18 protein-coding genes are annotated in these 22123 nt (G+C 42.9%); 9 read left to right on the top strand and 9 right to left on the bottom strand.

From position 1 onward, the window contains the following. Positions 1 to 34 precede the first annotated feature (34 nt). Positions 35 to 1036 carry an AraC family transcriptional regulator gene (locus tag BMW86_RS11475; RefSeq protein WP_089781909.1) on the bottom strand — a complete coding sequence of 334 codons (1002 nt, stop codon included), beginning with the start codon at positions 1034 to 1036 and terminating at the stop codon, positions 35 to 37. Positions 1037 to 1180: 144 nt separating this feature from the next. Here BMW86_RS11475 and BMW86_RS11470 point away from each other — a divergent pair, with 144 nt between their 5' ends. Continuing rightward, complete coding sequence (locus BMW86_RS11470) at positions 1181 to 1579, top strand: nuclear transport factor 2 family protein (RefSeq protein ID WP_089783644.1); 399 nt, start codon at positions 1181 to 1183, stop codon at positions 1577 to 1579. Positions 1580 to 1659: 80 nt separating this feature from the next. On the opposite strand, the gene BMW86_RS11465 is transcribed toward BMW86_RS11470, so the two are convergent. The 3 genes from BMW86_RS11465 to BMW86_RS11450 form a co-directional block, all read right to left on the bottom strand. After that, positions 1660 to 3210, bottom strand: coding sequence for an Rne/Rng family ribonuclease (locus tag BMW86_RS11465; protein ID WP_089781908.1), 1551 nt, complete (start codon positions 3208 to 3210; stop codon positions 1660 to 1662). Between the two features lie 434 nt (positions 3211 to 3644). Then, positions 3645 to 4487 carry a tetratricopeptide repeat protein gene (locus BMW86_RS11455; RefSeq protein WP_089781906.1) on the bottom strand — a complete coding sequence of 281 codons (843 nt, stop codon included), beginning with the start codon at positions 4485 to 4487 and terminating at the stop codon, positions 3645 to 3647. A gap of 23 nt (positions 4488 to 4510) precedes the next feature. Then, the gene (locus BMW86_RS11450) at positions 4511 to 4798 is read right to left on the bottom strand and encodes an HU family DNA-binding protein (protein ID WP_073084475.1); all 288 of its coding nucleotides are present in this window, start codon (positions 4796 to 4798) and stop codon (positions 4511 to 4513) included. 664 nt (positions 4799 to 5462) lie between these two features. On the opposite strand from BMW86_RS11450, the gene mutY reads away from it, so the two are divergent. From mutY to BMW86_RS11415, 7 genes are all read left to right on the top strand, one after another. After that, the gene (gene mutY, locus BMW86_RS11445) at positions 5463 to 6527 is read left to right on the top strand and encodes an A/G-specific adenine glycosylase (RefSeq protein WP_089781905.1); all 1065 of its coding nucleotides are present in this window, start codon (positions 5463 to 5465) and stop codon (positions 6525 to 6527) included. 180 nt (positions 6528 to 6707) lie between these two features. Then, positions 6708 to 7163, top strand: a complete 456-nt coding sequence (locus BMW86_RS11440) for a single-stranded DNA-binding protein (protein ID WP_089781904.1) — start codon at positions 6708 to 6710, stop codon at positions 7161 to 7163. 177 nt (positions 7164 to 7340) lie between these two features. Next, positions 7341 to 8690, top strand: a complete 1350-nt coding sequence (gldE, locus tag BMW86_RS11435) for a gliding motility-associated protein GldE (protein ID WP_177189227.1) — start codon at positions 7341 to 7343, stop codon at positions 8688 to 8690. 18 nt (positions 8691 to 8708) lie between these two features. Then, positions 8709 to 9329 (top strand): gliding motility lipoprotein GldD, encoded by a 621-nt coding sequence (gene gldD / locus BMW86_RS11430; protein WP_089781902.1) that lies wholly within the window; start codon positions 8709 to 8711, stop codon positions 9327 to 9329. Positions 9330 to 9392: 63 nt separating this feature from the next. Continuing rightward, entirely contained in the window at positions 9393 to 9968 is a 576-nt protein-coding gene (locus BMW86_RS11425) for a DUF3109 family protein (RefSeq protein WP_089781901.1), read from the top strand. 119 nt (positions 9969 to 10087) lie between these two features. Next, positions 10088 to 11464 carry a LutB/LldF family L-lactate oxidation iron-sulfur protein gene (locus BMW86_RS11420; protein ID WP_089781900.1) on the top strand — a complete coding sequence of 459 codons (1377 nt, stop codon included), beginning with the start codon at positions 10088 to 10090 and terminating at the stop codon, positions 11462 to 11464. Positions 11465 to 11511: 47 nt separating this feature from the next. Beyond that, entirely contained in the window at positions 11512 to 11715 is a 204-nt protein-coding gene (locus BMW86_RS11415; RefSeq protein WP_089781899.1) for a YqaE/Pmp3 family membrane protein, read from the top strand. Between the two features lie 105 nt (positions 11716 to 11820). Here the strand turns inward: BMW86_RS11415 and BMW86_RS11410 are convergent, their stop codons facing one another. The 5 genes from BMW86_RS11410 to carB all read right to left on the bottom strand — a co-directional run bounded on the left by BMW86_RS11410 (position 11821) and on the right by carB (position 20641). Then, positions 11821 to 13230 (bottom strand): TonB family protein, encoded by a 1410-nt coding sequence (locus BMW86_RS11410; protein WP_089781898.1) that lies wholly within the window; start codon positions 13228 to 13230, stop codon positions 11821 to 11823. Then, positions 13214 to 13768 carry an RNA polymerase sigma factor gene (locus tag BMW86_RS11405; protein ID WP_255372904.1) on the bottom strand — a complete coding sequence of 185 codons (555 nt, stop codon included), beginning with the start codon at positions 13766 to 13768 and terminating at the stop codon, positions 13214 to 13216. The genes BMW86_RS11410 and BMW86_RS11405 overlap by 17 nt, the downstream gene beginning before the upstream one ends. Before the next feature lie 96 nt (positions 13769 to 13864). Next, the gene (gene purH, locus BMW86_RS11400) at positions 13865 to 15379 is read right to left on the bottom strand and encodes a bifunctional phosphoribosylaminoimidazolecarboxamide formyltransferase/IMP cyclohydrolase (protein WP_089781896.1); all 1515 of its coding nucleotides are present in this window, start codon (positions 15377 to 15379) and stop codon (positions 13865 to 13867) included. Between the two features lie 12 nt (positions 15380 to 15391). Continuing rightward, a complete protein-coding gene (locus BMW86_RS11395; RefSeq protein ID WP_089781895.1) occupies positions 15392 to 17413 on the bottom strand; it encodes a ComEC/Rec2 family competence protein in 2022 nt (673 codons plus the stop codon). Positions 17414 to 17827: 414 nt separating this feature from the next. Then, complete coding sequence (gene carB / locus BMW86_RS11390; protein ID WP_089781894.1) at positions 17828 to 20641, bottom strand: carbamoyl-phosphate synthase large subunit; 2814 nt, start codon at positions 20639 to 20641, stop codon at positions 17828 to 17830. A 365-nt stretch (positions 20642 to 21006) separates the two neighbouring features. On the opposite strand from carB, the gene BMW86_RS11385 reads away from it, so the two are divergent. Further along, the gene (locus BMW86_RS11385) at positions 21007 to 22110 is read left to right on the top strand and encodes a hypothetical protein (RefSeq protein ID WP_089781893.1); all 1104 of its coding nucleotides are present in this window, start codon (positions 21007 to 21009) and stop codon (positions 22108 to 22110) included. The last annotated feature ends 13 nt before the right edge of the window (positions 22111 to 22123 follow it).

Below are 22123 nucleotides of genomic sequence, written 5' to 3'. Positions count from 1 at the left end.
CAGGATGCTGCCTAACGAGCATTCTTGTGATAGCTTAACTTTGATTTTTTTGATAAAGAGCAGGAGTAATACCTGTCCAACGCTTAAACGTGCGGGTAAAAGCACTTAGCTCATTATAGCCAAGCATGTAAGATATCTCCTTCACCGGGTAAGACCCGGCCTTTAGATAATTTATGGCTAACACCATTCTTGCTTCATCAGCCAGTTGCTGAAAATTGATACCTTCTTCTTTCAATTTTCGTTGCAGTGTGCGCGTACTGATGTTAAAGTTAGACGCAATATCTTCCAGGGATACAAGCCCGAGGTAGGAGTTCTCCAGCAGGTAATTATAGATCCTGTTTTTAAGCGCTTTTTTTTCTGCCGGATTTTTCAACATTGCTACCTTTTGCAAGAGTATACTTTGCATCTCATAATTAGCAGTGATAATAGGTTCGTTCCAGTATTTCTTCTCAAAAGTGATACAGGTGTCCCTATTTACAACAGGTCTGCAACGCATTACACGCTCATATTCGACCACATCATCGATCTGCCGGGCATAACTCACCGATAAAGGTTTTATCTTTTTGAGGATAAGACCGTCCAGTTCATGTATCACAAAAACCATCAGCAGATCCAACATTTGTATAGCAGCAGGAGAGCTTTGTCCTTCGGGCATTGCCGGAATAAATATCACACTAAAGGTTTCTTCTTCCTGTTTTACTTCCAGTATAAAATCACTGGTGATCAGATGTGTCAGGGATGCTGCTATCAGCAAAGCCTTGCCAACAGTCTCGCTACTTTTGATAATATCTCCCACTACTCCCAATGCAGATAACTGCAATGATTCCCCAAAGTGCAAACCAAACAGCTTGTCTTTACTTAAATGCAAGGCATTCAGCCAGAGATCATTCACCTGTTTTGGAGAAAGCGGTTGATGACTGCTTTGCAATTCCTCCATTGTAACATTTGATAAATGACACAGGCTTTCAACTGACAAATCCCGCTGTGCGGCGTAGGCCAGTAAACCCATCATCAATTTCTTAACCTGATCTTCCATCACTCTAAAATACCTCTACTATCACGTATCCCCAAAAAATGGCGGAATATGGTAAATCGTTGTCACCTAAAGATAACTCTCAAAGGTCCTTCTCTGGTGATCTTTGTATCATCAAAAACATTCTTAATCATCAAATATAAAATCATGAAAAACGAAGCAACACATGTAGTAAACGAATTTTTAAGTGCTGTAAAACGCGTAGATACTGAAAAACTCGGGGAGCTCCTTCATCCGGATGTAGAATGGAAACAACCAGGTAACAACAGTATCTCAGGAATAAAACGTTCCAGAAATGAAGTCTTCCAGATGGTAGGTAAAATGTTCGAGTTATCTGCCAATACCGTAAAACTGACGGATATAAAATCTATAAGTGCCAACGGCAATAAGGTTGCCTGTTTATTACACTGGAACGCAACACATCCTGCCGGTGCAATTTTAGACGTAGATAATATCGATGTCTACACCGTTGAAGACGGAAAGATTGTCAGGGCCGAGATATTTACAGTTGATGAAGCCGGGGAAGATCAGTTCTGGGGTAACTGATTCAGGCATCCTCTGGTATGCTATAAAAGCAAAAACGCTTAACGTTCGATGACGTTAAGCGTTTTTGTTTAAACAATATCTTATAATTTAATTTCTTCTTCGTTGGCGTCGAAAAAGCGATATTCAGTAAGGTGGTAATTAGAATCTGCCTTTACCTTAACCCATTTCTTATATTGGAAATACCATTTCCATTGGCGGGAGGTTAAGAATCCTTTGGCTAGGAAAGCATAAAATATAGGATGAACTCTGATGGTAAGTCCTTTATGCTGATGATTTATCAGGTATTGAAGGTTCTTTTCAACCTCATCTATAATTAATACGGAGGCCCCTATTTTACCGGTACCATGGCAGGTTGGGCAATCTTCCGCCACGGAAATTGTTACTTCTGGTTTAACACGCTGACGTGTTATCTGCATCAGTCCGAACTTTGAGATCGGCAGAATAGTATGCTTGGCTCTGTCTTGTGCCATGAATTTCTCCATAGCTTCGTACACTACCTTTTTGTTCTCCGGCAGCTTCATATCAATGAAGTCAATGATAATAATGCCCCCAAGATCACGCAACCGCAGTTGACGTGCAATTTCTCCCGCAGCTTCTAAATTCGAAGCAAGCGCGTTTTGCTCCTGATTGTTACTGGAGCTTTTATAACCACTGTTTACGTCTATGACGTGCAGGGCTTCCGTTGCTTCTATGATCAGGTATACACCACTGTCGAGGTTCACTGTTTTACCAAATGAAGCCTTCACCTGCCGGGTAATGCCGTAGTGATCAAAGATAGGAGCGCCATTATGATAATGATGAACGATGTCCTGTTTCTCCGGGGCTATCTTACCGATATAAGCCCTGGTATCAGTGTACATGTTCTTATCGTTAATGACGATACGGTTAAAGCTCTCGTTCAGGAGATCTCTTAATATGCTGGTGGTTTTGGCTTGTTCGCTCAGTACCTTTTGCGGAGGCGTGCCGCCGCGCAGATTAGCCTGAATGTTTTTCCAGGTTTCAACCAGGGTGGTAAGGTCCTCATGCAGTTCTGCCGTTTTCTTTCCTTCTGCGGCTGTACGCACAATAACACCGAAGTTCGGTGTCTTGATCGCTTCCACAATCTTTTGCAGGCGTTTTCTTTCTTCGGAAGAGTGTATCTTTTTAGATACAGCTACAATGTCATTAAAGGGTGTTAACACAATAAACCTTCCGGGTAATGAAATTTCGCAACTAAGACGTGGGCCTTTTGAAGAGATCGGTTCCTTTAGTATTTGCACAAGAATGTTAGGCTTACCGCCCAGCACATCTGTAATCTTACCGGTTTTAACAATTTCCGGTTCATTCTTAAACTTTGTAAAATCAAAACCCTCTGGGGTTTTATCGGTAATAGCCTGCTGGGTAAATTTAAGTATGGAGCGTATGTAAGGGCTTAGATCTGTATAATGCAAAAAAGCATCCTTTTCAAAGCCAACATCCACAAACGCTGCATTGAGGCCTGGAATGAGTTTTTTCACTCTCCCCAGGTATAAATCCCCTACTGAGAAATTGGGATTGCCACTTTCGTGATGCAATTCGACCAGTTTCTTATCTTCCAGCAACGCTATTTCCACACCAGTAGGTGCCGCATTTATAATAAGTTCCTTGTTCAAGCGTCCAAAATTTTAACCATTATAACTTCACCTTATTGTTATGCACGGCTATTTAATAACAGCTTGCTGCATACCAGATTACACCTAACATTATGTTAGTATACGTGATGATGGATTGCTTAAGGGTTCAGCGATCTGCAGGTAATATCCGGAATACTAAGCGGGATTTGTGGAAAAACCTGCATGACTTCAGCAATTTAAGAATAATCGCTAAAATCATGCAGGATATATCAAAATTTTTGTCCGATCACCGCGCCGCAAATAAAACCTGGTTAGTATAAATGGCGGGAAACAGGAGAAAACTATTTTTTACCTTTCTTATGCCGGTTCTTTCTCAATCGTTTTTTACGTTTATGAGTGGCAATCTTATGTCTTTTTCTTTTCTTACCGCAAGGCATACGCTAAAACGTTTTTAAATGTTTAAAAATGAAATATTATCTAATACTTTTAATATAGTTGTCAATTTCCGCTTTCAGCCCCGGATCTTTCAGCAGTTTCTTACATTGCTCAAATATCTCAATGGCCTTCTTGGTATCACCCTTACTACGGTAGGCTTCAGCCAATACAAACATTGCTTTCGCTTCGTCAGGATGTTTCTGCAGAAGCGTTTCCAGCCTTTCGATAGCTTTGTCGTACTGACCGGATTGAATTGCCAGATTTGCCAGTGTTAATTGAGCTTCAATATTATCAGGATTAGCTGCCACCACATCCCTGAGCTTTTGAACACCCACCATAGGCTCGCCGGTATTCATATACAACAGCGCTTGTTTTATTTTCAGAGAATCATTTGCAGGGCTAAGTTGTATAGCCCGATCGAGCAAGGTAATAGCCTGTTGGCTCTCCCATTTCATAACTGCAGGATCCTGTGCGTGTTCCAGGTGTTCTAAAAATAAATTGGCTGCAAAGGTGAGACTTTTTTCGGAATTTTCCAACTTGGCTGCTTCGCCAAGATAATAGGCAGCTACGGGAAGTTGGTTTAGACTATCCCAGGTGACATACAATTCTTTGTAAGCGGCTATTTGCTGATTTTTTACATCACCCCGCACAACCTTATTTTCCAAGGTAGTGATAGAAAGTAATTTTCCTGCGGGAACTTTTTGCTTGGCTGCCGCCAGCAATTCGTTGAAGGCAATAGGTTTTTCCTCCTGACCACTATGAAGGTGAGTGTCAGTTGGCATCGCTTTTTTGTCCGAATGTGGTATGGTGCGGCCAAAGGCTACCAATACTATAAGTAATGCCGCAGCGGCACCTACCAGGAGAACTTGTTTTTTCTGCACGCCTATAAGATTAGGCTGCGAAATTAAGAACTTTTAAGCTTCTTTACTTCCGCAACGAATTCTTTTGACGGTTTGAACGCCGGAATAAAGTGCTCAGGAATCTCAACTGCAACATTTTTCTTAATGTTACGGCCGATCTTCGCAGCCCTTTTCTTGGTAATAAAGCTACCGAAACCACGTATGTAGATGTGCTCGCCATTAGCCAACGCTTCTTTGACCTCCTTAAACATGGCCTCTAGTGTTACTAACACGTCTACTTTAGGTATGCCGGTTTTTTCAGCAATATTGTTAATTAAGTCAGCTTTTCTCATAATTGAAGCGAAGGATTACTTGTCCCAAAATTATCTAATTTTTTTTAATTGCTGAATTTTAAGCAAATAAATTTTATCTTTTTTTCTTATACCTTACTTTTTTTTAATATTTTCCAATGCAAGTCATTAACTATGAACCTCTAGGCAAAATGTTGGACGATCGTGAGGAAAAAAGATTTTCAGGCTCTTGACCACTACATGTTCATTTTTATAGGTATGACAGGCAAATTTTCACTAAACCACTCATTAACGAATATACAAAAAATAATATTCATTTCACCTTTTTTTTCTGCACTTAAGGGGGAAAAATGTGTCCTAAATAGCTGAAATCGCTCATCAAATGCTACATTAATATAACGCATATCTCTCTATATTCGTCTATTTCCCAATAACTTCAGTTATAAAATTATTTATTTGAGGACCTTGGAAATATACCCTTAACGGCTTCAAAACAGGACTATATCGGCTTCTGAACAGGATCATCCTCCGTTCATCCTCCGTTAAAAAACGGAGGATGATCCTGTTTTATTCCTGTTTTAAACCTCTTCACACAGATAATTTCTTCTTTTCAGGCAGAACACTTGTCCTGTTTATCCCCTCACAAACATATATTTGCACTAAAATTCCAAGCCGCTCCCTCACAGGATCGTCCCGTTTATAAAAAATGAAGCAATTCTTTACCCCCGCTCTTCTTGAATGGAACCAAAACGAGAATTCCCGCTCCATGCCCTGGAAAGGTGAAAAAGACCCCTACCGGATATGGCTGTCTGAAATTATCCTCCAGCAAACACGCGTTGAGCAGGGTTGGGCATATTATGAAAACTTCATACAGGCCTATCCTACCGTACAGGACCTGGCCGCCGCTCCGGAAGAAACGGTCTTCCGCCTCTGGCAGGGACTGGGTTATTACGCCCGCTGTAAAAACATGCTGGCTGCGGCCCGGCAGATCGTGGAACAGTTCCATGGTCACTTCCCCAATACATATGACGCTATACAATCACTTAAAGGTGTAGGACCCTACACTGCAGCAGCGATAGCATCATTTGCCTTCAACCTGCCACATGCAGTATTAGACGGGAACGTATTCCGCGTGCTGTCCAGGTACTTCGATATAGATACTCCCATAGACAGCACCACAGGTAAAAAACAATTCACCGCACTGGCGCAGGAACTCCTGCCGCACGCACAGTCAGCGGCCTATAACCAGAGCATCATGGACTTTGGAGCTGTGATATGCAAGCCACAGCAACCTGCCTGCTCCATCTGCCCCCTGGCTAAAAAATGTAAAGCATTACAACTCAACCTCGTTGGCCTGTTACCGGTAAAAACGAAGAAACTCATTATCAAAAAGAGATATTTCTACTACCTGGTACTGCAATACAAAGACAAAATCTACATACGCAAACGCACCGAAAATGATATCTGGCAAAACCTGCACGAATTCATTTTAATAGAAACACAGCAACCTGCAGATATTCCCACATTGCAGACAATGCCCGTATTTAAAAACACACTTGTTGATATAAGTTACAACATAGATGGGACTTCAGCTGCATTTAAGCAGCAGCTTACACACCAAACAATTTACAGTCAATTCATCTTCATGTCAGTTAAAAAACAACCCGAAATGCCCGGCTACATTGCTGTTCCACGTACACAGCTGGACGATTTCGCATTTCCAAAAACGATTACAGACTTTCTAAAAAGCAGGGAGTTGAGCCTGTTTTGATCCAGGATTCCAGGAGGGGTTAATTGCTCTTAACTTGCTGCGGCAAGGTATTTGACGCTAAAAGTATGTGTTAAAATTTTCCCTGTCGATTGGAAAAAAATATTAACTTTAAGAAGGTTGTTTATTTAAGAAGAAGTATATTTTCAATAGTTTAAAATCAATAGATTAAAACCTGCAACAATGAGAGGTGTTAATAAAGTAATCCTGATTGGCAACTTGGGAAGAGATCCGGATGTACAGTTTTTAGAAGGTAATATAGCAGTAGCCAAGTTCTCACTTGCTACTACAGAAACATTCAAAGACAGAGCCGGTAAACTGATATCCCAAACAGAATGGCACACAGTAGTATTGTGGAGAGGACTGGCTGAACTGGCGCAAAAATACCTGCACAAAGGCAGTCTTGTATATATTGAAGGCCGTTTGCGTACCCGCAGCTGGGAAGATAAGGAAGGAAATAAAAAATTTGCTACCGAAGTGGTCGGTGACAACCTCGTTATGTTGGACAAACGGATGGATCTCAATAACTCTGAAAGCGCTATCCATCACAGTAACACCGGTAGCTCCACAGGAGACAATTTCCCCAATATGGAGATTCCACCCCAAATGAACGACGCAGCGGACGACCTACCCTTTTAACTATCCAAATAAAATATTAATTCTTTTTAATTGATAATCCTGTAATGGGACATTACTTATATTTGCATATAGGGAAAGTGATTCAATTTAATACCTGAATTTCTTTCCCTTTTTTTGGAACCTGCTTTGTAGTGTAAAGACTCAGGTTTAATATTTATCACGTCAAAGTCGTACAATTTGGACATCTATCCGGCAAGCATTCTATTTGGTAAGCTTACCCAGTTACAAGCCGCAGTGCCGATTGCCACACCCAATGTGGTAGTTTATCTCCTTGTAATATTTATATTACTATTACTGGCATTTATCGTGTCCGGAGCAGAAGTCGCCTTCTTCTCACTCAACTATAAAGACCTCAATGCCCTTAAAACAAGGCAAAATACCAGTGGAAAGCTGATTACCAAGCTATTGGAAAAGCCACGCTCCCTGCTGGCATCCCTCCAGATAGCAGGTATACTCCTCTCCCTGGCCTTCATACTTGTCACCAACTATCTGATCACACAGATGGAAGACCTGCAAACCCTGCCCGTAGTATCCTTCGTAGTACGTATCGCTATCATCACCTTCGTACTCCTCTTCTTTGGTCAGGTACTTCCCCGGGTATGGGCCGCCCAGAATAACATCCGCTTCGCTACCTACTTCGCCTGGTTTGTCAGCATTATACATGCTACCCTCGAACCCGTGAGCGACTTCTACGTAAGCGTCAGCGAAAGCATAGAAGCCAAATTCTTCCACAGAGGCAGTGGCGCTGTCAACTACCAGGAAATAGACGAAGCCATCGAAATGAGCGTAGATCCTACCGCCTCCCAGGAAGAAAAGAACATCCTCAAAGGAATCCTCAAATTCGGCAACATCACCGTAAAACAAATCATGCACACCCGCCTGGATGTGTCTGGTATTGAATATGATGATACTTTCACCACCGTCGTAAAACACGTGGCAGATCTTCACTATTCCCGTTTACCGGTGTATAAAGGTAACCTCGACAATATCGTAGGCGTTATCCATACAAAAGATCTCCTTCCTCATCTCGATAAAGGCAATGCCTTCGACTGGCACACCGTTATGCGGCAGCCATTCTTTGTACATGGCCATAAACTGATAGAAGACCTGCTCTCCGAATTCCAGACAAGGCGTATGCACTTTGCCGTAGTCGTGGACGAATTCGGCGGTACTTCGGGTATCGTTACCCTGGAAGACATCGTAGAAGAAGTAATAGGCGATATCAAAGACGAGTTCGATGAAGAAGAATTCAACTACAGCAAAGTGGACAACTTCACCTATGTATTTGAAGGTAAAACCATGCTCAATGACGTTTGCCGTATCATGAACATTCCTCCCGATACCTTTGAAGTGGTAAAAGGAGAAAGTGATTCTATCGGTGGTCTGATCCTGGAACTGGCGGGTAAATTCCCCGAGGAAAACAGCGTGATCAGCCACGAACAATACGATTTCACCGTACTGGAAGTAAGCAAAATGCGTATCCAGAAAGTACAGGTGAGCATCCGGCAGAATGCAGAAGAGGAATAAAATAACAACCAGCCTGTAATGAAATTCAAAGGGAACAAGAACAGCCTTATACTACCTGCTTATAGCTGGTTACTTACTATTTTGTTATTTACAACCGCCTGCGAACAAACATTTACTCCCAAACCACGCGGATATTTTGAGATAAAGTTCCCGAAACGGGAATACCAGGTTTTTGATAAACCAGGATATCCCTACACTTTCGAATACCCTGTATATGCCACTATCGTGAAGGATAGCCTCTTCTTTGGTGAAAAAACAGAAAACCCTTACTGGATAAATGTGGAATTCCCCTCTCTGAACGGGAAAATATACATGAGCTATAAGGAAATCGGTAAAGGAGAGAATAACTTCCAGCAGCTGATCAACGATGCATTCAAAATGACTTATAAACACACTTATAAGGCTGAATACATCAATGAAAATATAATTGCTACCCCAAACAACGTACACGGACTTTTTTACGATGTAGGGGGTAATGCGGCTTCTGCCAAACAATTCTTCGCTACCGATTCTGTCCGTCATTTCCTTCGTGGCGCCCTTTATTTCGATGCTGCTCCTAATGCAGACTCTCTGGCTCCTGTAAATCAGTTCCTGCAAAAAGACCTGTTACACCTCGTTGAGACCTTAAAATGGAGATAACAGGTAAGATTGTTGTAATTTTGCCAGTATTGGAATAGGTGTGAATATAGATGCTAACTAACAATGATCATAATAGACGATAAATACATCAGCGATGAATTGATTGAAGAACAATTCGTTTGCAACCTGGGTGCCTGCAAAGGGGCCTGTTGTGTAGCCGGTGATTGTGGGGCTCCGCTGGAAAAAGAGGAAGTGAAAATCCTCAAAAAAATCTACCCGAAAATAACTTCCTACCTGCGGCCGGATGGTATCGCAGAAATAGAAAAGACCGGTACCAATACCACCGATGATGAATATGGCTACGTAACCCCCATTGTCAACAAAGGGATCTGTGCCTATGCTACAATAGATAATCATGGTATTGTGGGTTGCGGTATAGAAAAAGCATACAACGACGGAGTAATAGATTTCAAAAAACCTATCTCCTGCCATCTGTACCCCATCCGGGTAAAGAAATACGAAGCCTTTGAAGCGTTAAATTACGATCGCTGGGACGTTTGTAAACCTGCCTGTAAAAACGGGAAAACTTTACGCGTACCAGTATACCGTTTCCTGCGCGATGCGATTACCCGTAAATACGGTAAGGATTTCTATGAAGTGCTGGACAAAATAGCACTCAAGAAGTACAAAGCAGAGTAGGTTTACCACCCTGATGCTATCCCTGCAATTCCCTATCTTTACCAACAGTTGTTTAGCAAAGCCTCTAAACCGGAAACCGGTACGGGTTTTGTAATTCGGAACTACGAATTCAATTACGTATGCATCAGAAAGCATCCACTTTTTTGGCAGATAGCGAGAAAAAAGTAGCCGACATCGGCCACCGGAATACTATCAATCATAATATTGGTAAATATAACACCGCTGTTAAAGCCGGTAAACTACAGTTTGCCGACATGCAGACTGCGCGCGAACGAGCCAAAAATATCAAGTGGAGAGCCCTGGAACATCTCGATAAACACCTGGAAGACTTTGAATCCAACTTTACACGCCGCGGAGGAAAAGTGATATGGGCAGAGAACGCACAACAGGTACTGGACGAAATCCTGGCCATCTGTGAAGCCAAGCAATGTAAAAGCATTGTGAAAAGTAAGTCCATGGCTACCGAAGAAGTACATCTCAACAGCTTCCTCGCCAAACATGGTATCGAATGCGTGGAAACAGACCTGGGAGAATACATACAACAACTTGACGGAGAACCTCCTTATCATATCGTAACGCCGGCCATGCATAAAAGCAAGGAAGACGTGGCCCGCCTGTTTGCTGAAAAGCTGGGCACTGCGCCTAACCTTACTCCGCAGCAGCTAACACAGGTTGCTCGTGAAAAACTGCGTCAGAAATATCTGGATGCAGAAATAGGTATCACTGGTGCTAACTTCATTCTGGCCGATATTGGCGCAGTGGCTGTTACCGAAAATGAAGGAAATGCGCGTCTTAGCACTGCCTTTCCTAAAACACATATTGTCCTCGTAGGTATAGAAAAGATGCTGCCGTCTATTAATGATCTGGCGCTTTTCTGGCCTTTACTCGCTACTTATGGTACCGGGCAGCAGGTAACTGTGTACAATTCTATTTTCAGTGGTCCAAGACAGGAAGGAGAAGTGGATGGTCCGGAAGAAATGTATGTGATCCTGATGGATAACGGACGTACTAACATCCTGAAAGATACAGAGATGCGTGAAAGCCTGTACTGCATTCGCTGCGGTGCCTGTCTGAATGCCTGTCCTGTTTATAAGAATATAGGCGGTCACACTTATGGTACTACTTATAGTGGTCCTATTGGCTCCGTGATTACCCCTCACTTACAGGGGATGGAAGAGAATATGCATCTTAGTTATGCTTCTTCCCTCTGTGGCAACTGTACAGAAGTATGCCCTGTACGCATCAATATCCACGAATTACTGCTCAATAACCGCCATAAAGCGGTAGAAGATAACCTCACTTCAGGTGGTGAAAAAATGTCCTGGTTTGGCTGGAAACAGGCAAGCCTGAGCCGCCGCATGATGAACCTTGTAGGTGGTAACACCAAGAATTTCTTTATAAAGAAGTTTTTTGCTGATGCCTGGGGAGATAACAGGGAGCTACCTGTTTTTGCTCCGAAATCATTCAACCAAATGTGGAAAGACCGGAAAAAATAGTATCTTTTTACTATAACCCGATCTGTTAATATTAAACTTTTAGTCCCATGATGCTGATAGCAATCCTTTTGCCCTGGCTATCTTTTTTCCTTAGAGGTAAAATCCTGACCGGCATTGTATGCCTTTTGCTGCAAATTACTTTGATTGGCTGGCTGCCCGCTGCTATATGGGCTGCATTATCCCTGAATGATAGCAGAGAAAACAGAAGAAATAAGAGACTGATCAGGGCGATTAAAGAGAGTAGAGGATAGAAAGATGATGGTGGGATAAGTAGACTTAGAGGGGGCTGATAGGGACTATCTATTCAGATAATTTGGTATTATCAAATCAGATAAGTTAAGAACCCGGGGGACTATTTAAGGGGCAAAAGGAACATCCACCTGCGCTCTTGTAGCCCTGCCATCCGAAGCAGGTATCCACGCCGGCCCTTCTTTCACCACACGAATCGCTTCCGCATCACAATCCGGCTGCAGCTTCCGGAGTATTTTAAAATCTTCCAGGGTACCATCAGCTTTTACCGTAAAAGCAACCCGTACACGTCCTTTTACACCTCCCGCAGATGCAGGGTAACGAACATTTTTTGCCAGATATTCCTTGTAACGATCTAACCCTTCTCCAGGCTGAGGTGCCTGATAAACAGCCTTTTTTGCTTTTTTAGTGCCATATGCGGTAACCACTACTTCCTCATTCAGAGATTGTTGATTCTCAGGTAACGCTATTCTAAGATTATTTTCATTATTGTTTACCAGCACATTTTTGCTGGCCCAACCCAGAGCGGCTACATTCAGCTGAACATTGGCAGTACTATCAACTGCGATCGTAAAATATCCATCTTTATCTGTCAGTGCGCCCTTATTCGTACCGGCAACAGCAACTGACGCGTATGCCAGTCCGCTATCATTGTTCGCATCTGTTATCTTACCTTGTAACATCCGCATTTTACCCGGAAACAGTGCTACATTACTTTGATTCTGGGTAACCTTAACCCCTCTTCCCCTGATAGTAAGCGCCTTAGGGGGGCTATATACAGATGCGACACCTTTCTTGTCATCCTCAGTAACCTCTTTCTCAGATGCCATATCAGCCGATACAGGTACAACAGCAGCCTTTTCAGCTACCACTACAGATCCCGGAGCTGGTATTGAGGCTGCCGGTACTGGTGCCGGTGCCGCTTTTGATGCTGCAATATCCATTGCCCCTGTAACACTATCACTTTGCTTATATACTCCACGAGCCAAAGGGGACGTCTCAACAATCTCAGGCGCTGATCGCCGCTCTTCCGGCACAGCTGACTGATTCCTTTCTTTCTTCAATTTTAAGTCTGGTATTGCTGTCGGGTGTTGCTGATCTGCTCTGGCAGCCAGAGACTGCCCGCTTTCATCTATAATCCCACCGGCAGGAACAGAGTCATGTAGTACTTTCACATCAGCAATCTCCTGCTTCACCGGAGCCTGCCATAACTTCATCACACCAACACCCGCAACTATCAGCACAACAGCCGCTGCTGCCCAGCGATAATACACAAACATCTTCCGCTCCTTAGCGCCAGCCACCCTCTTTTCCAGCCTGCGATCCAGATCATCCAGGTTGACAGTCTGGTCCGCAGCATACCCGGTAAACCCATCCAACGCTTCCGCCAGGAAAGGATCTTCCAACGCCTGCCGTTCCAGGATGTGCATAGCTTTATCATCCAGCTCTCCGGCAAGGTAACGGCGGATCTGTTCAGGATCCACCCCGTGTTTAATATCGTTATGCTTGTGAGGCATGTTGTTGTTCCATACAAATTTTCAGGTTCCGCTTCCCGTTCTGAATATAGCTCTTCACTTTATTCATCTCATATCCCGTCATGTCCGCCACTTCCCGGTAACTCTTTTCCTTCAGGTAAAACAGGTCTACACTGCGTTTCTGTTCTTCCGGTAATGTTTCCAGACATTTCTCCATATCCTGCAGATGAGCTTCTACACTCACTCCGTTCTCATGATGTTGAAAAGAATCGTTTTCCATAACATCGATAGAGATCTCCCTTCCTTCCCGGTTCTTCATAGACCGTAAACGCATCAGGCAGTAATTACGTGTAAGAACGTGCAACCAGCTCTTAAAGTTCTGAACCTCATGCTGTTTCAGCTTCGCTATCAGCTCCTCAAAGATCTGCATCACTGCATCCTTACTGGCTTCCTCATCAAAATAACGCAGGCACACCCCATATACCAGGTTCATGTAACGCTGGTAAAGGGCTGCAAGGACATCCAGCTTACCGGAGCGTTTATACTCCTGTATCAGTGCCGCATCGTCCTCCTCCTTCATGATATTGTGATGTAAAAAAGCCATAATTGCTTCCTGCAAGTTATAAAAAAAGCACCGGCATAAGCTGGTGCTTTAAAATATTGTAACAGGTAACAGTTAGTGTCTGAAATGACGCATACCCGTCATCACCATCACCATTCCATTCTGTTTGCAGAACTCAACAGAGTCATTATCACGTACAGAACCGCCTGGCTGTATCACTGCTACGATTCCCTCTTCATGAGCGATACGTACACAGTCATCAAACGGGAAGAATGCATCAGAAGCCAGTGCAGCACCTTTCAGATCAAACTGGAACTGATTAGCCTTTTCAATAGCATGACGTAATGCATCTATACGGGAAGTTTGTCCACAACCTTTACCAATCAGCTGCCTGTCTTTCACCAGTGCAATAGCATTGGATTTTAAGTGTTTACACACGATGTTGGCGAATTCCAGGTCGGCCTTTTCAGCAGCAGTAGCTGGTCTTGCACCCGTATCATTCCACTCTTTGTAGCTGCCTTTATCGCTTTCCTGTAAAAGCACACCATTCAGTACGTTCTTATATACATTAGCTGTTACTACAGGTTTTAATTGCTGTAACAGGATTCTGTTCTTCCTTACCTGCAACACAGTAAGTGCATCTGCATCAAAACCCGGAGCGATCAGGATTTCGAAGAAGATCTCGCTGATAGATTCTGCGGTAGCCTTGTCTACAACGGCATTGGTAACCAGTACGCCACCAAATGCGCTTTCCTTATCACCGGCCAGTGCCGCTTCCCAGGCTTCTTTCAATGTACCTCTGCTGGCAATACCACATACATTCGTATGCTTGATAACAGCAAAAGTAGTCTCGGTAAACTCCTGGATCAGCTGACAGGCAGCATCTACATCCACCAGGTTGTTATAAGACAGTTCCTTGCCATGCAGTTTGTTAAATATCTCAGACAGATCGCCGTAGAATACACCACGCTGATGCGGGTTTTCTCCATAACGCATTACCTGACCTTCCGCAGCAGATACCTGGAAGTAAGCAGCAGGTTCGTTATGCAGGAAATATTGTGCAATTGCTACATCGTAGTTGGCACATACTTCAAAAGCCTTTGCAGCAAAAGCCCTGCGATCTTCTATACTTGTATTACCATTATTCTCTACCAGTACTTTTTCCAGGTCAGCATACTGATCTTTGGATGCCACTATCACTACATCTTTATAGTTCTTACCCGCAGCTCTGATCAGAGATACCCCACCAATATCAATCTTCTCGATGATGGTCTGTTCCTCTGTAGTACTCTTTACAGTTTCTTCAAATGGATAGAGGTCTACAATTACCAGGTCCAGCTCAGGAATCTCGTATTGTTTTAACTGTTCGAGGTCCTGCGCATTTTCACGGCGGGCCAGTATGCCACCAAATACCTTGGGATGCAGCGTTTTTACACGGCCACCCAGAATGGAAGGGTAAGCAGTCAGTTCTTCTACAGCCACACATTTTACGCCCAACTCCTCAATAAACTTCTGTGTACCACCTGTTGAATAAATGGTTACACCCTGTTCCCCTAATTTTTTAACGATGTTCTCCAGGTTATCTTTATAGAAAACGGAGATCAATGCTGATTTGATTTGCTTTTGCATGTATAGAAAAAATTAGAAATTTACGACATAAGCTCCCTGGTCCGGAACCGAAAAGAAGCGCAAAGTTAGCGCGTAACAATCACTTTTCCATTTTCGAATGTTCTTAGATGTGTTGGAAGCATCAAAAATCAGCATCCCTATTCCATACAATGAATCCAATTGTTTGATATCCACATGAGGATTATGTGACAGTAAAAGATAATCTGTCTGTAATTTTTTTCCTTCAGCACTGACGGGCAGGTATCTCTGAGAACTGTCTATCACCAATAATCGCTTATCACCCAGGCTAATATAACCTGATGAATACTGACAACTGCGGGTAATTTTAAAAGATGCCCTCGCTGTTTGCAGACAGGAACTAACCAGCTTATCTCTTATAGCATCAGTTTTATCTCCTAAGAACTGCACACTACGTCCGTATATCACATCAACAGCTGTATGCGCCGGAATGTTGTAGACAATCAGCTTACGTTGCCACTGTGCCTGTAAGTTATCTGCCATATCCCATGCAGCCCACAACAAACAACTTAACAGAGCCAGTATCAATCCTCTTGGCCATTGGCAAAGCCACCAGGCCAGTAGCCCGGCGATTATTCCGTAACAGCAAAACGTGCCATACAATGTTATATGAATCTCTGTTATCAACGCCCCGGGCAAATGCCCTATCCATGCTACAGATGTATTCATGTAATACATCAGCCACTTTAAAATCGTTCCTGTAAAATGAACGGGTATTATCAGCAGTAGAATTTCCCCGTAAAGAATCACTGTAGATAAAGGCACAGCCAGCAGATTAGCCGGCAGGAAGTACAACGGAAATTGCTGAAAGTAATAAAGACACACTGGCAAGGTAAACACCTGTGCGGACAAAGTAAGAGCAATCGCTTCCCATATTTTATCCAGCCAACGGTTACGAACAAACAACAACTGGTAAATCGGTCTGTAACAGATAAGAATACTTAACACGGCCAGATATGACAACTGAAAGCCTACATCTGTCAACAGGTAAGGATTATAACATAACAACAGGAACGCAGAAGCCATCAATGTGTTGTAGATATTTGTATGACGATCCAGCACAAACCGGCCTGCAGTAATAAAGGAAAACATTACAGTAGCTCTTAATACAGAGGCAGAGGCACCTGTAAGCCATGTAAAAGCCCATAAGAAAAATAGAATGATCCCTGCCTTCAATATCTTCGATGGCAACCATTGCAGCAACCATAACAAACTCCCATAAATAAGTGCCAGGTGCATCCCGGAAATAGCAATAATATGCACGATCCCCGTATTCGTATAGTCCTGCACCATGGCTTTATCCAGGTCATAACGGTAACCTATCAGTAATGCGGCTGCCAGTCCGGCCTCTGGCTCTCCTATATATTGTTTAAGTATACGCAGACAATAATCCCTCACTCTCCCTGTCCGGTTATTTAAAACCAGCTTCCACTCTCCTTCCCGCAAATAAACCTGCTGATAAATCTGCTGCGCCACACAATACTGCCTGTAATCAAATCCATCAGGATTCCCACTGCTCTGTATCTCCCGCAGCTTATTACAGAGTAACAACTGATTACCACATTCCAAAGCAACCCCCTCTTTTTCCAGGTACACCAGCAAATTCCCCTTCGCCGGTAACAGGCTATCCCCACGAACAATCCCATCCACCCGCACAACCGTCTTATAAGACCGTGGCTTCTCCTGCAAAGGTTCCTGTACCGTTACAAGCAACAGGTCTGAAGATCTCAAAAAAGAGGCAAAATAATGCCCGCTGTGCCGGATATCCGCATAGCTCATAACAAGACAGCCCACGGCAATAACCAGCAGGTGAATAACCACTCCTTTTATCCATCCGTAAGTAAACTGTACCCATAAAGCCAACCTGGATAAAGCCAGTAATATTATCCCGGACAGACAACAAGTCCCCCATAATACAACCGGTAATAAAGGCATATATGATTGTAATACAATGCCTACAGAAAATGGAAGGATCAACCGTACAAAAGGTGCGCGTTTTAAAAAGGCAACAAACATAAATGGGCAATTGAGGACTACAAATATAAAACAGATCAGTTCGCAGGTTTTAAGAACTTGATAAGTTTTTTCGATGAAATATATTTCTGCAATAAGATCGATTTTAAATATCTATATATTTTACAATTATTATATCATTGAAAAACAGTAAATTAGTAATAACGTTTTTATTGATCTGTTATTGATTAGTTAACATCTTTTTAATATTTAATATTTATAGTAAACTGCACTACCGGTCACGCTATTTATGCAAATAAATAGACGTGTCTTTAATGGTTATTTTGAGGGAAAAGAAAGAGCCTGATCTTCATCAGGCTCTGATCTTTTAATACAAGACCGCAATATTATCGCCTTGATATAAAAGCAAAAGGCCTTCCATACGGAAGGCCTTTTGCTTTTATAATATCTCTGCACCTATTTGCTCAGGTACATGCTTTTCTCTTTGTATAATGTTCTGAAATAAGGGTCACGCAAGTCTTTGATAAAGCGGATCGCTTCACCGGTAGACTTCATCTCAGGCCCTAACTCCTTGTTCACTCCAGGGAACTTGTTGAAAGAGAACACCGGCTCCTTGATAGCAAACCCTTTCAGGTTCTTCTCTATCGTGAAATCCTTCAGCTTCTTGGCACCCAGCATCACTTTGGTAGCAATGTTCAGGTAAGGTACCTGGTAAGCCTTCGCGATGAACGGTGTTGTACGGGATGCACGTGGATTCGCTTCAATCACGAACACCTGGCCATTCTTAATGGCAAACTGGATGTTGATCAGTCCGCGGATATTCAGTGCGCGTGCTATCTTCTCTGCATAAAACTCCATAGTAGTTACTTCCAGCGGAGTAAGGTTGAATGATGGCAGCAATGCATTACTATCCCCACTATGGATACCTGCAGGCTCTATATGCTCCATTACACCCATCACATGGAAATCATCCCCATCAAAAATACCATCTATCTCAGCCTCCTGACAACGGTCCAGGAAGTGGTCAATCAGTATCTTATTACCAGGTAAATGTTTCAACAGGCTCAGTACAGATGTTTCCAGTTCTTCTTCGTTGATCACGATCCTCATACGCTGGCCACCCAGTACATAAGAAGGACGAACCAGCACAGGGTAACCTACCTCTTTTGCTACTTCTATCGCATCATCTGTATTGTAAGCAGTACCATAGTTTGGATAAGGAATACCCAGGTCTTTCAGCAGATCGGAGAAACGGCCGCGGTCTTCTGCAATATCCATGTTATCGAAAGAAGTACCGATGATCTTCACACCTTTCTCTTCCAGGCGTTTTGCCAGTTTCAATGCTGTTTGTCCGCCTAATTGTACAATCACTCCTTCTGGTTTTTCCAGCTCTATGATTTCCCACAGATGTTCCCAGAACACTGGTTCAAAGTACAGCTTGTCTGCCATGTCAAAGTCTGTAGACACCGTTTCAGGGTTACAGTTTACCATGATAGCTTCGTAACCTGACTCCTGAATAGCCTGCAAACCATGCGTACAGCAGTAGTCAAATTCAATACCCTGACCAATACGGTTAGGACCAGAACCCAGCACTATCACCTTCTTCTTATCAGTAGGTTTGCTTTCGTTCTCTGTATCAAAAGTGGAGTAGAAATAAGGTGTCTTAGCTTCAAACTCTGCAGCGCAGGTATCTACCATTTTAAAAGTACGGGTAATGCCCAACGCTTTACGTTTTGCATATACCTCATCTTCCTCACAATCCAGCAGGTGCGTCAGCTGCATATCGGAGAAGCCCATCTTCTTGGCTTCAGACAGCAGATCGTTCGGAACGGTGTTCAGATCAAATTCCAGCAGCTGCTTTTCCAGTGTAACGATATCGTTGATCTGGTTCAGGAACCATTTATCTATGTAAGTCATCTGGTGCAGATGTTTAACAGAAACACCAGCCATCAACGCATCCTTAATACGGAAAATCCTGTCCCAGGTAGGCGTCTTCATTCTTTCCAGCAGTTGCTCACTGCTCATCAGCGACTTGCCATAGTAACCTAATCCCAGGGCATCATTCTCTAAACTCTGACACGCTTTCTGCAGTGCTTCAGGGAAAGTACGGCCGATAGCCATTACTTCTCCCACAGATTTCATCTGCAGGCCTAATGTCTGGTCAGCACCTTTAAATTTATCGAAGTTCCAGCGTGGCATCTTTACTATTACATAGTCCAGTGCTGGTTCAAAGAAAGCGGAAGTAGTTTTGGTGATCTGGTTTTCCAGTTCATCCAGTGTATAACCAATAGCCAGTTTAGCAGCTATCTTGGCAATCGGGTAACCGGTAGCCTTGGAAGCCAGTGCGGAAGAACGGCTCACACGTGGATTGATCTCTATAGCGATCAGTTCTTCATTAGCCGGGTTCTGTGAAAACTGTACGTTACAGCCACCGGCAAAATTGCCCAGGTCGCGCATCATCATGATCGCCTTGTTACGCATATCCTGGAAGGACGTGTCGCTGAGCGTCATGGCTGGTGCTACTGTGATAGAGTCCCCTGTATGGATCCCCATAGGGTCCAGGTTCTCTACGGTACAAATGATCACCACGTTGTCATTACTGTCTCGCAGTAATTCAAGTTCAAATTCTTTCCATCCCAGCACTGCCTTTTCAACCAGTACCTCATGGATAGGAGACGCCTGTAATCCGCGTTGCAACGCTTCATCCAGTTCATCTTTGCTGTGTACAAAACCTCCACCGGTACCACCCAGTGTAAAGGAAGGACGGATTACCAGCGGGAATCCTATTTCCTGGGCAAATTCCTTCCCTTCCAGAAAAGAGTTAGCCGTTCTTGCAGGAGCCACAGGAACACCCAGTTGTATCATCCACTGGCGGAACTGCTCACGGTCTTCTGCTTTATCTATTGCTTTAATGTCCACACCTATCAGGCGTACATTATATTTCTGCCATATTCCCAGCTCATCTACTTCTTTACAGAGGTTCAGTGCTGTTTGCCCACCCATGGTAGGCAATACGGCATCTATCTGATGTTCTTCCAGTATCTGTTCTATACTTTCCACCGTAAGTGGCAACAGGTATACCTTGTCGGCCATCATGGGATCCGTCATGATAGTAGCCGGATTAGAATTTATCAGCACCACTTTAATTCCTTCCTCGCGCAGCGAACGTGCTGCCTGGGAACCGGAATAGTCAAATTCACAAGCCTGACCAATAATAATAGGACCAGAACCAATAATAAGAACAGATTTGATAGAGGAGTCTTTAGGCATTTGCGTTTTCTATTGTAAAAATTAAAAACCAGACGATTTTAATACCATTCACCAGACAAAAAAATCGTGCAAAAGTACGGGTTTCACAGTGTATTATGATAATTAAATTTTCCGCTAAAAACTACCCTTCCGCCTAAACCCTTCACAGACAATAAAAAGACGAGACGAATAATAATTATACATATATCATTTCTTCCCGTTCTCCTCACCAGTTATTAGATATTCTCACATAGTACTTTTTTACAATTTGTTAACAGTCAAGGGAAAGGCGTTACAACATCTTCCCAGATATCACAAATCGTTAATATATAGACCTCCAAAGACTATGTTTACACTCTAATATCTCCTTAAACAGCATCTTATCTATGAAGAAAATTTTATTATTGTGTGCAGTAGCATGCACAGTGACCTTCTATGCCTGTAAAAAAGACAGCGCGACGGACACAAATACCCCAGTTCCCCAGGACACTGTAGCAGTATCCGCAATTGATCCTGTAGCACTTTCCTCATCAGTGAAAATCGGTTATGGTGGTACCAGCGTAAAAGGTGCTTTCCCCGCTACAACTACCGCTGCGGAAACGCCTGTGCTGGATTCCATTTACAACGGACGTATCTATACCACAGTTAACAACCGCTACGTTCTGATCTATCCACGTGTAAGGTCTGGTTTCATCAGTGGTTATTATTTAAAGATCAATGGCGCAGATTCTTATTTTAAGATTGACTACACCATTGCTTCCGGTTTAAGAAAAGCAAGGAATCCGAATCATGGTACACGTGATGAAGTCAATAATATGGATTCATCCATCATCATCAAATTGCCTGCTGGTCTCAAAGGTGATACCTTCTCTATTAAATACGCTGCTTATGACTCCCTGAATCATGTGAGTAATACAATCACAGCTATCGTGAATGTGATCGCTCCTGCGGACTCCACAAATGATGCTTTATTGGCAGGCAGCTGGCATTATGTAGGTTATAAAGGGAGTGAGAGCGATGACTGGCAACCTAATGTAGAGCAGGACAGCAGTTATTTCCGTTATTACAAATGCATAGATAATAAAATAGTAATGACAGAGGATGATGAAACTACAGATGGTCTCGTTCTTCTGGTAACATATAAGAATAAGTATACGTACAACATTCAGTTCTCAGCTGACAATGGATGCCAGCGAATATATTATCACAGTAATCGCAACTTAAATCTGGATGAATCTTCCTGTAGTAATTATGTTTATACTCCTTATAGTGAAGGTACTGATATTTATTCCGGTGGTTATTCATATGATGCAACAACTAAAGTGATCACCTTAATTAAGGATCAGGATAATGCGGGAAATAATTTTGAGAGTACAAAATATTATGTAAAGGAACTGACTTCCAGCAGACTTGTGTTCTACGAAATAGACCGTTCTGATGATTATCATAACCAGCTTGAGCTGGAATATTCTGAGTTCACGAAAAACTAATTAAACAAGATAT

This window comes from Chitinophaga sp. YR573, from assembly GCF_900110995.1.
Classification (GTDB): Bacteria; Bacteroidota; Bacteroidia; order Chitinophagales; family Chitinophagaceae; genus Chitinophaga.
Note: the sequence above shows the minus strand (reverse complement) of the source record. Positions and strands in the feature narration are given on the sequence as shown.

Excerpts from the sequence above, each read along its gene's own strand:
- carB (WP_089781894.1), bottom strand. The coding sequence starts at position 20,641 with ATGCCTAAAGACTCCTCTATCAAATCTGTTCTTATTATTGGTTCTGGT.
- BMW86_RS11475 (WP_089781909.1), bottom strand. The coding sequence starts at position 1,036 with ATGGAAGATCAGGTTAAGAAATTGATGATGGGTTTACTGGCCTACGCC.
- BMW86_RS11425 (WP_089781901.1), top strand. The coding sequence starts at position 9,393 with ATGATCATAATAGACGATAAATACATCAGCGATGAATTGATTGAAGAA.
- BMW86_RS11405 (WP_255372904.1), bottom strand. The coding sequence starts at position 13,768 with ATGAAGGAGGAGGACGATGCGGCACTGATACAGGAGTATAAACGCTCC.
- BMW86_RS11450 (WP_073084475.1), bottom strand. The coding sequence starts at position 4,798 with ATGAGAAAAGCTGACTTAATTAACAATATTGCTGAAAAAACCGGCATA.
- BMW86_RS11470 (WP_089783644.1), top strand. The coding sequence starts at position 1,181 with ATGAAAAACGAAGCAACACATGTAGTAAACGAATTTTTAAGTGCTGTA.
- BMW86_RS11385 (WP_089781893.1), top strand. The coding sequence starts at position 21,007 with ATGAAGAAAATTTTATTATTGTGTGCAGTAGCATGCACAGTGACCTTC.
- BMW86_RS11415 (WP_089781899.1), top strand. The coding sequence starts at position 11,512 with ATGATGCTGATAGCAATCCTTTTGCCCTGGCTATCTTTTTTCCTTAGA.
- BMW86_RS11410 (WP_089781898.1), bottom strand. The coding sequence starts at position 13,230 with ATGCCTCACAAGCATAACGATATTAAACACGGGGTGGATCCTGAACAG.
- BMW86_RS11440 (WP_089781904.1), top strand. The coding sequence starts at position 6,708 with ATGAGAGGTGTTAATAAAGTAATCCTGATTGGCAACTTGGGAAGAGAT.
- BMW86_RS11420 (WP_089781900.1), top strand. The coding sequence starts at position 10,088 with ATGCATCAGAAAGCATCCACTTTTTTGGCAGATAGCGAGAAAAAAGTA.
- mutY (WP_089781905.1), top strand. The coding sequence starts at position 5,463 with ATGAAGCAATTCTTTACCCCCGCTCTTCTTGAATGGAACCAAAACGAG.
- purH (WP_089781896.1), bottom strand. The coding sequence starts at position 15,379 with ATGCAAAAGCAAATCAAATCAGCATTGATCTCCGTTTTCTATAAAGAT.
- BMW86_RS11395 (WP_089781895.1), bottom strand. The coding sequence starts at position 17,413 with ATGTTTGTTGCCTTTTTAAAACGCGCACCTTTTGTACGGTTGATCCTT.
- gldD (WP_089781902.1), top strand. The coding sequence starts at position 8,709 with ATGAAATTCAAAGGGAACAAGAACAGCCTTATACTACCTGCTTATAGC.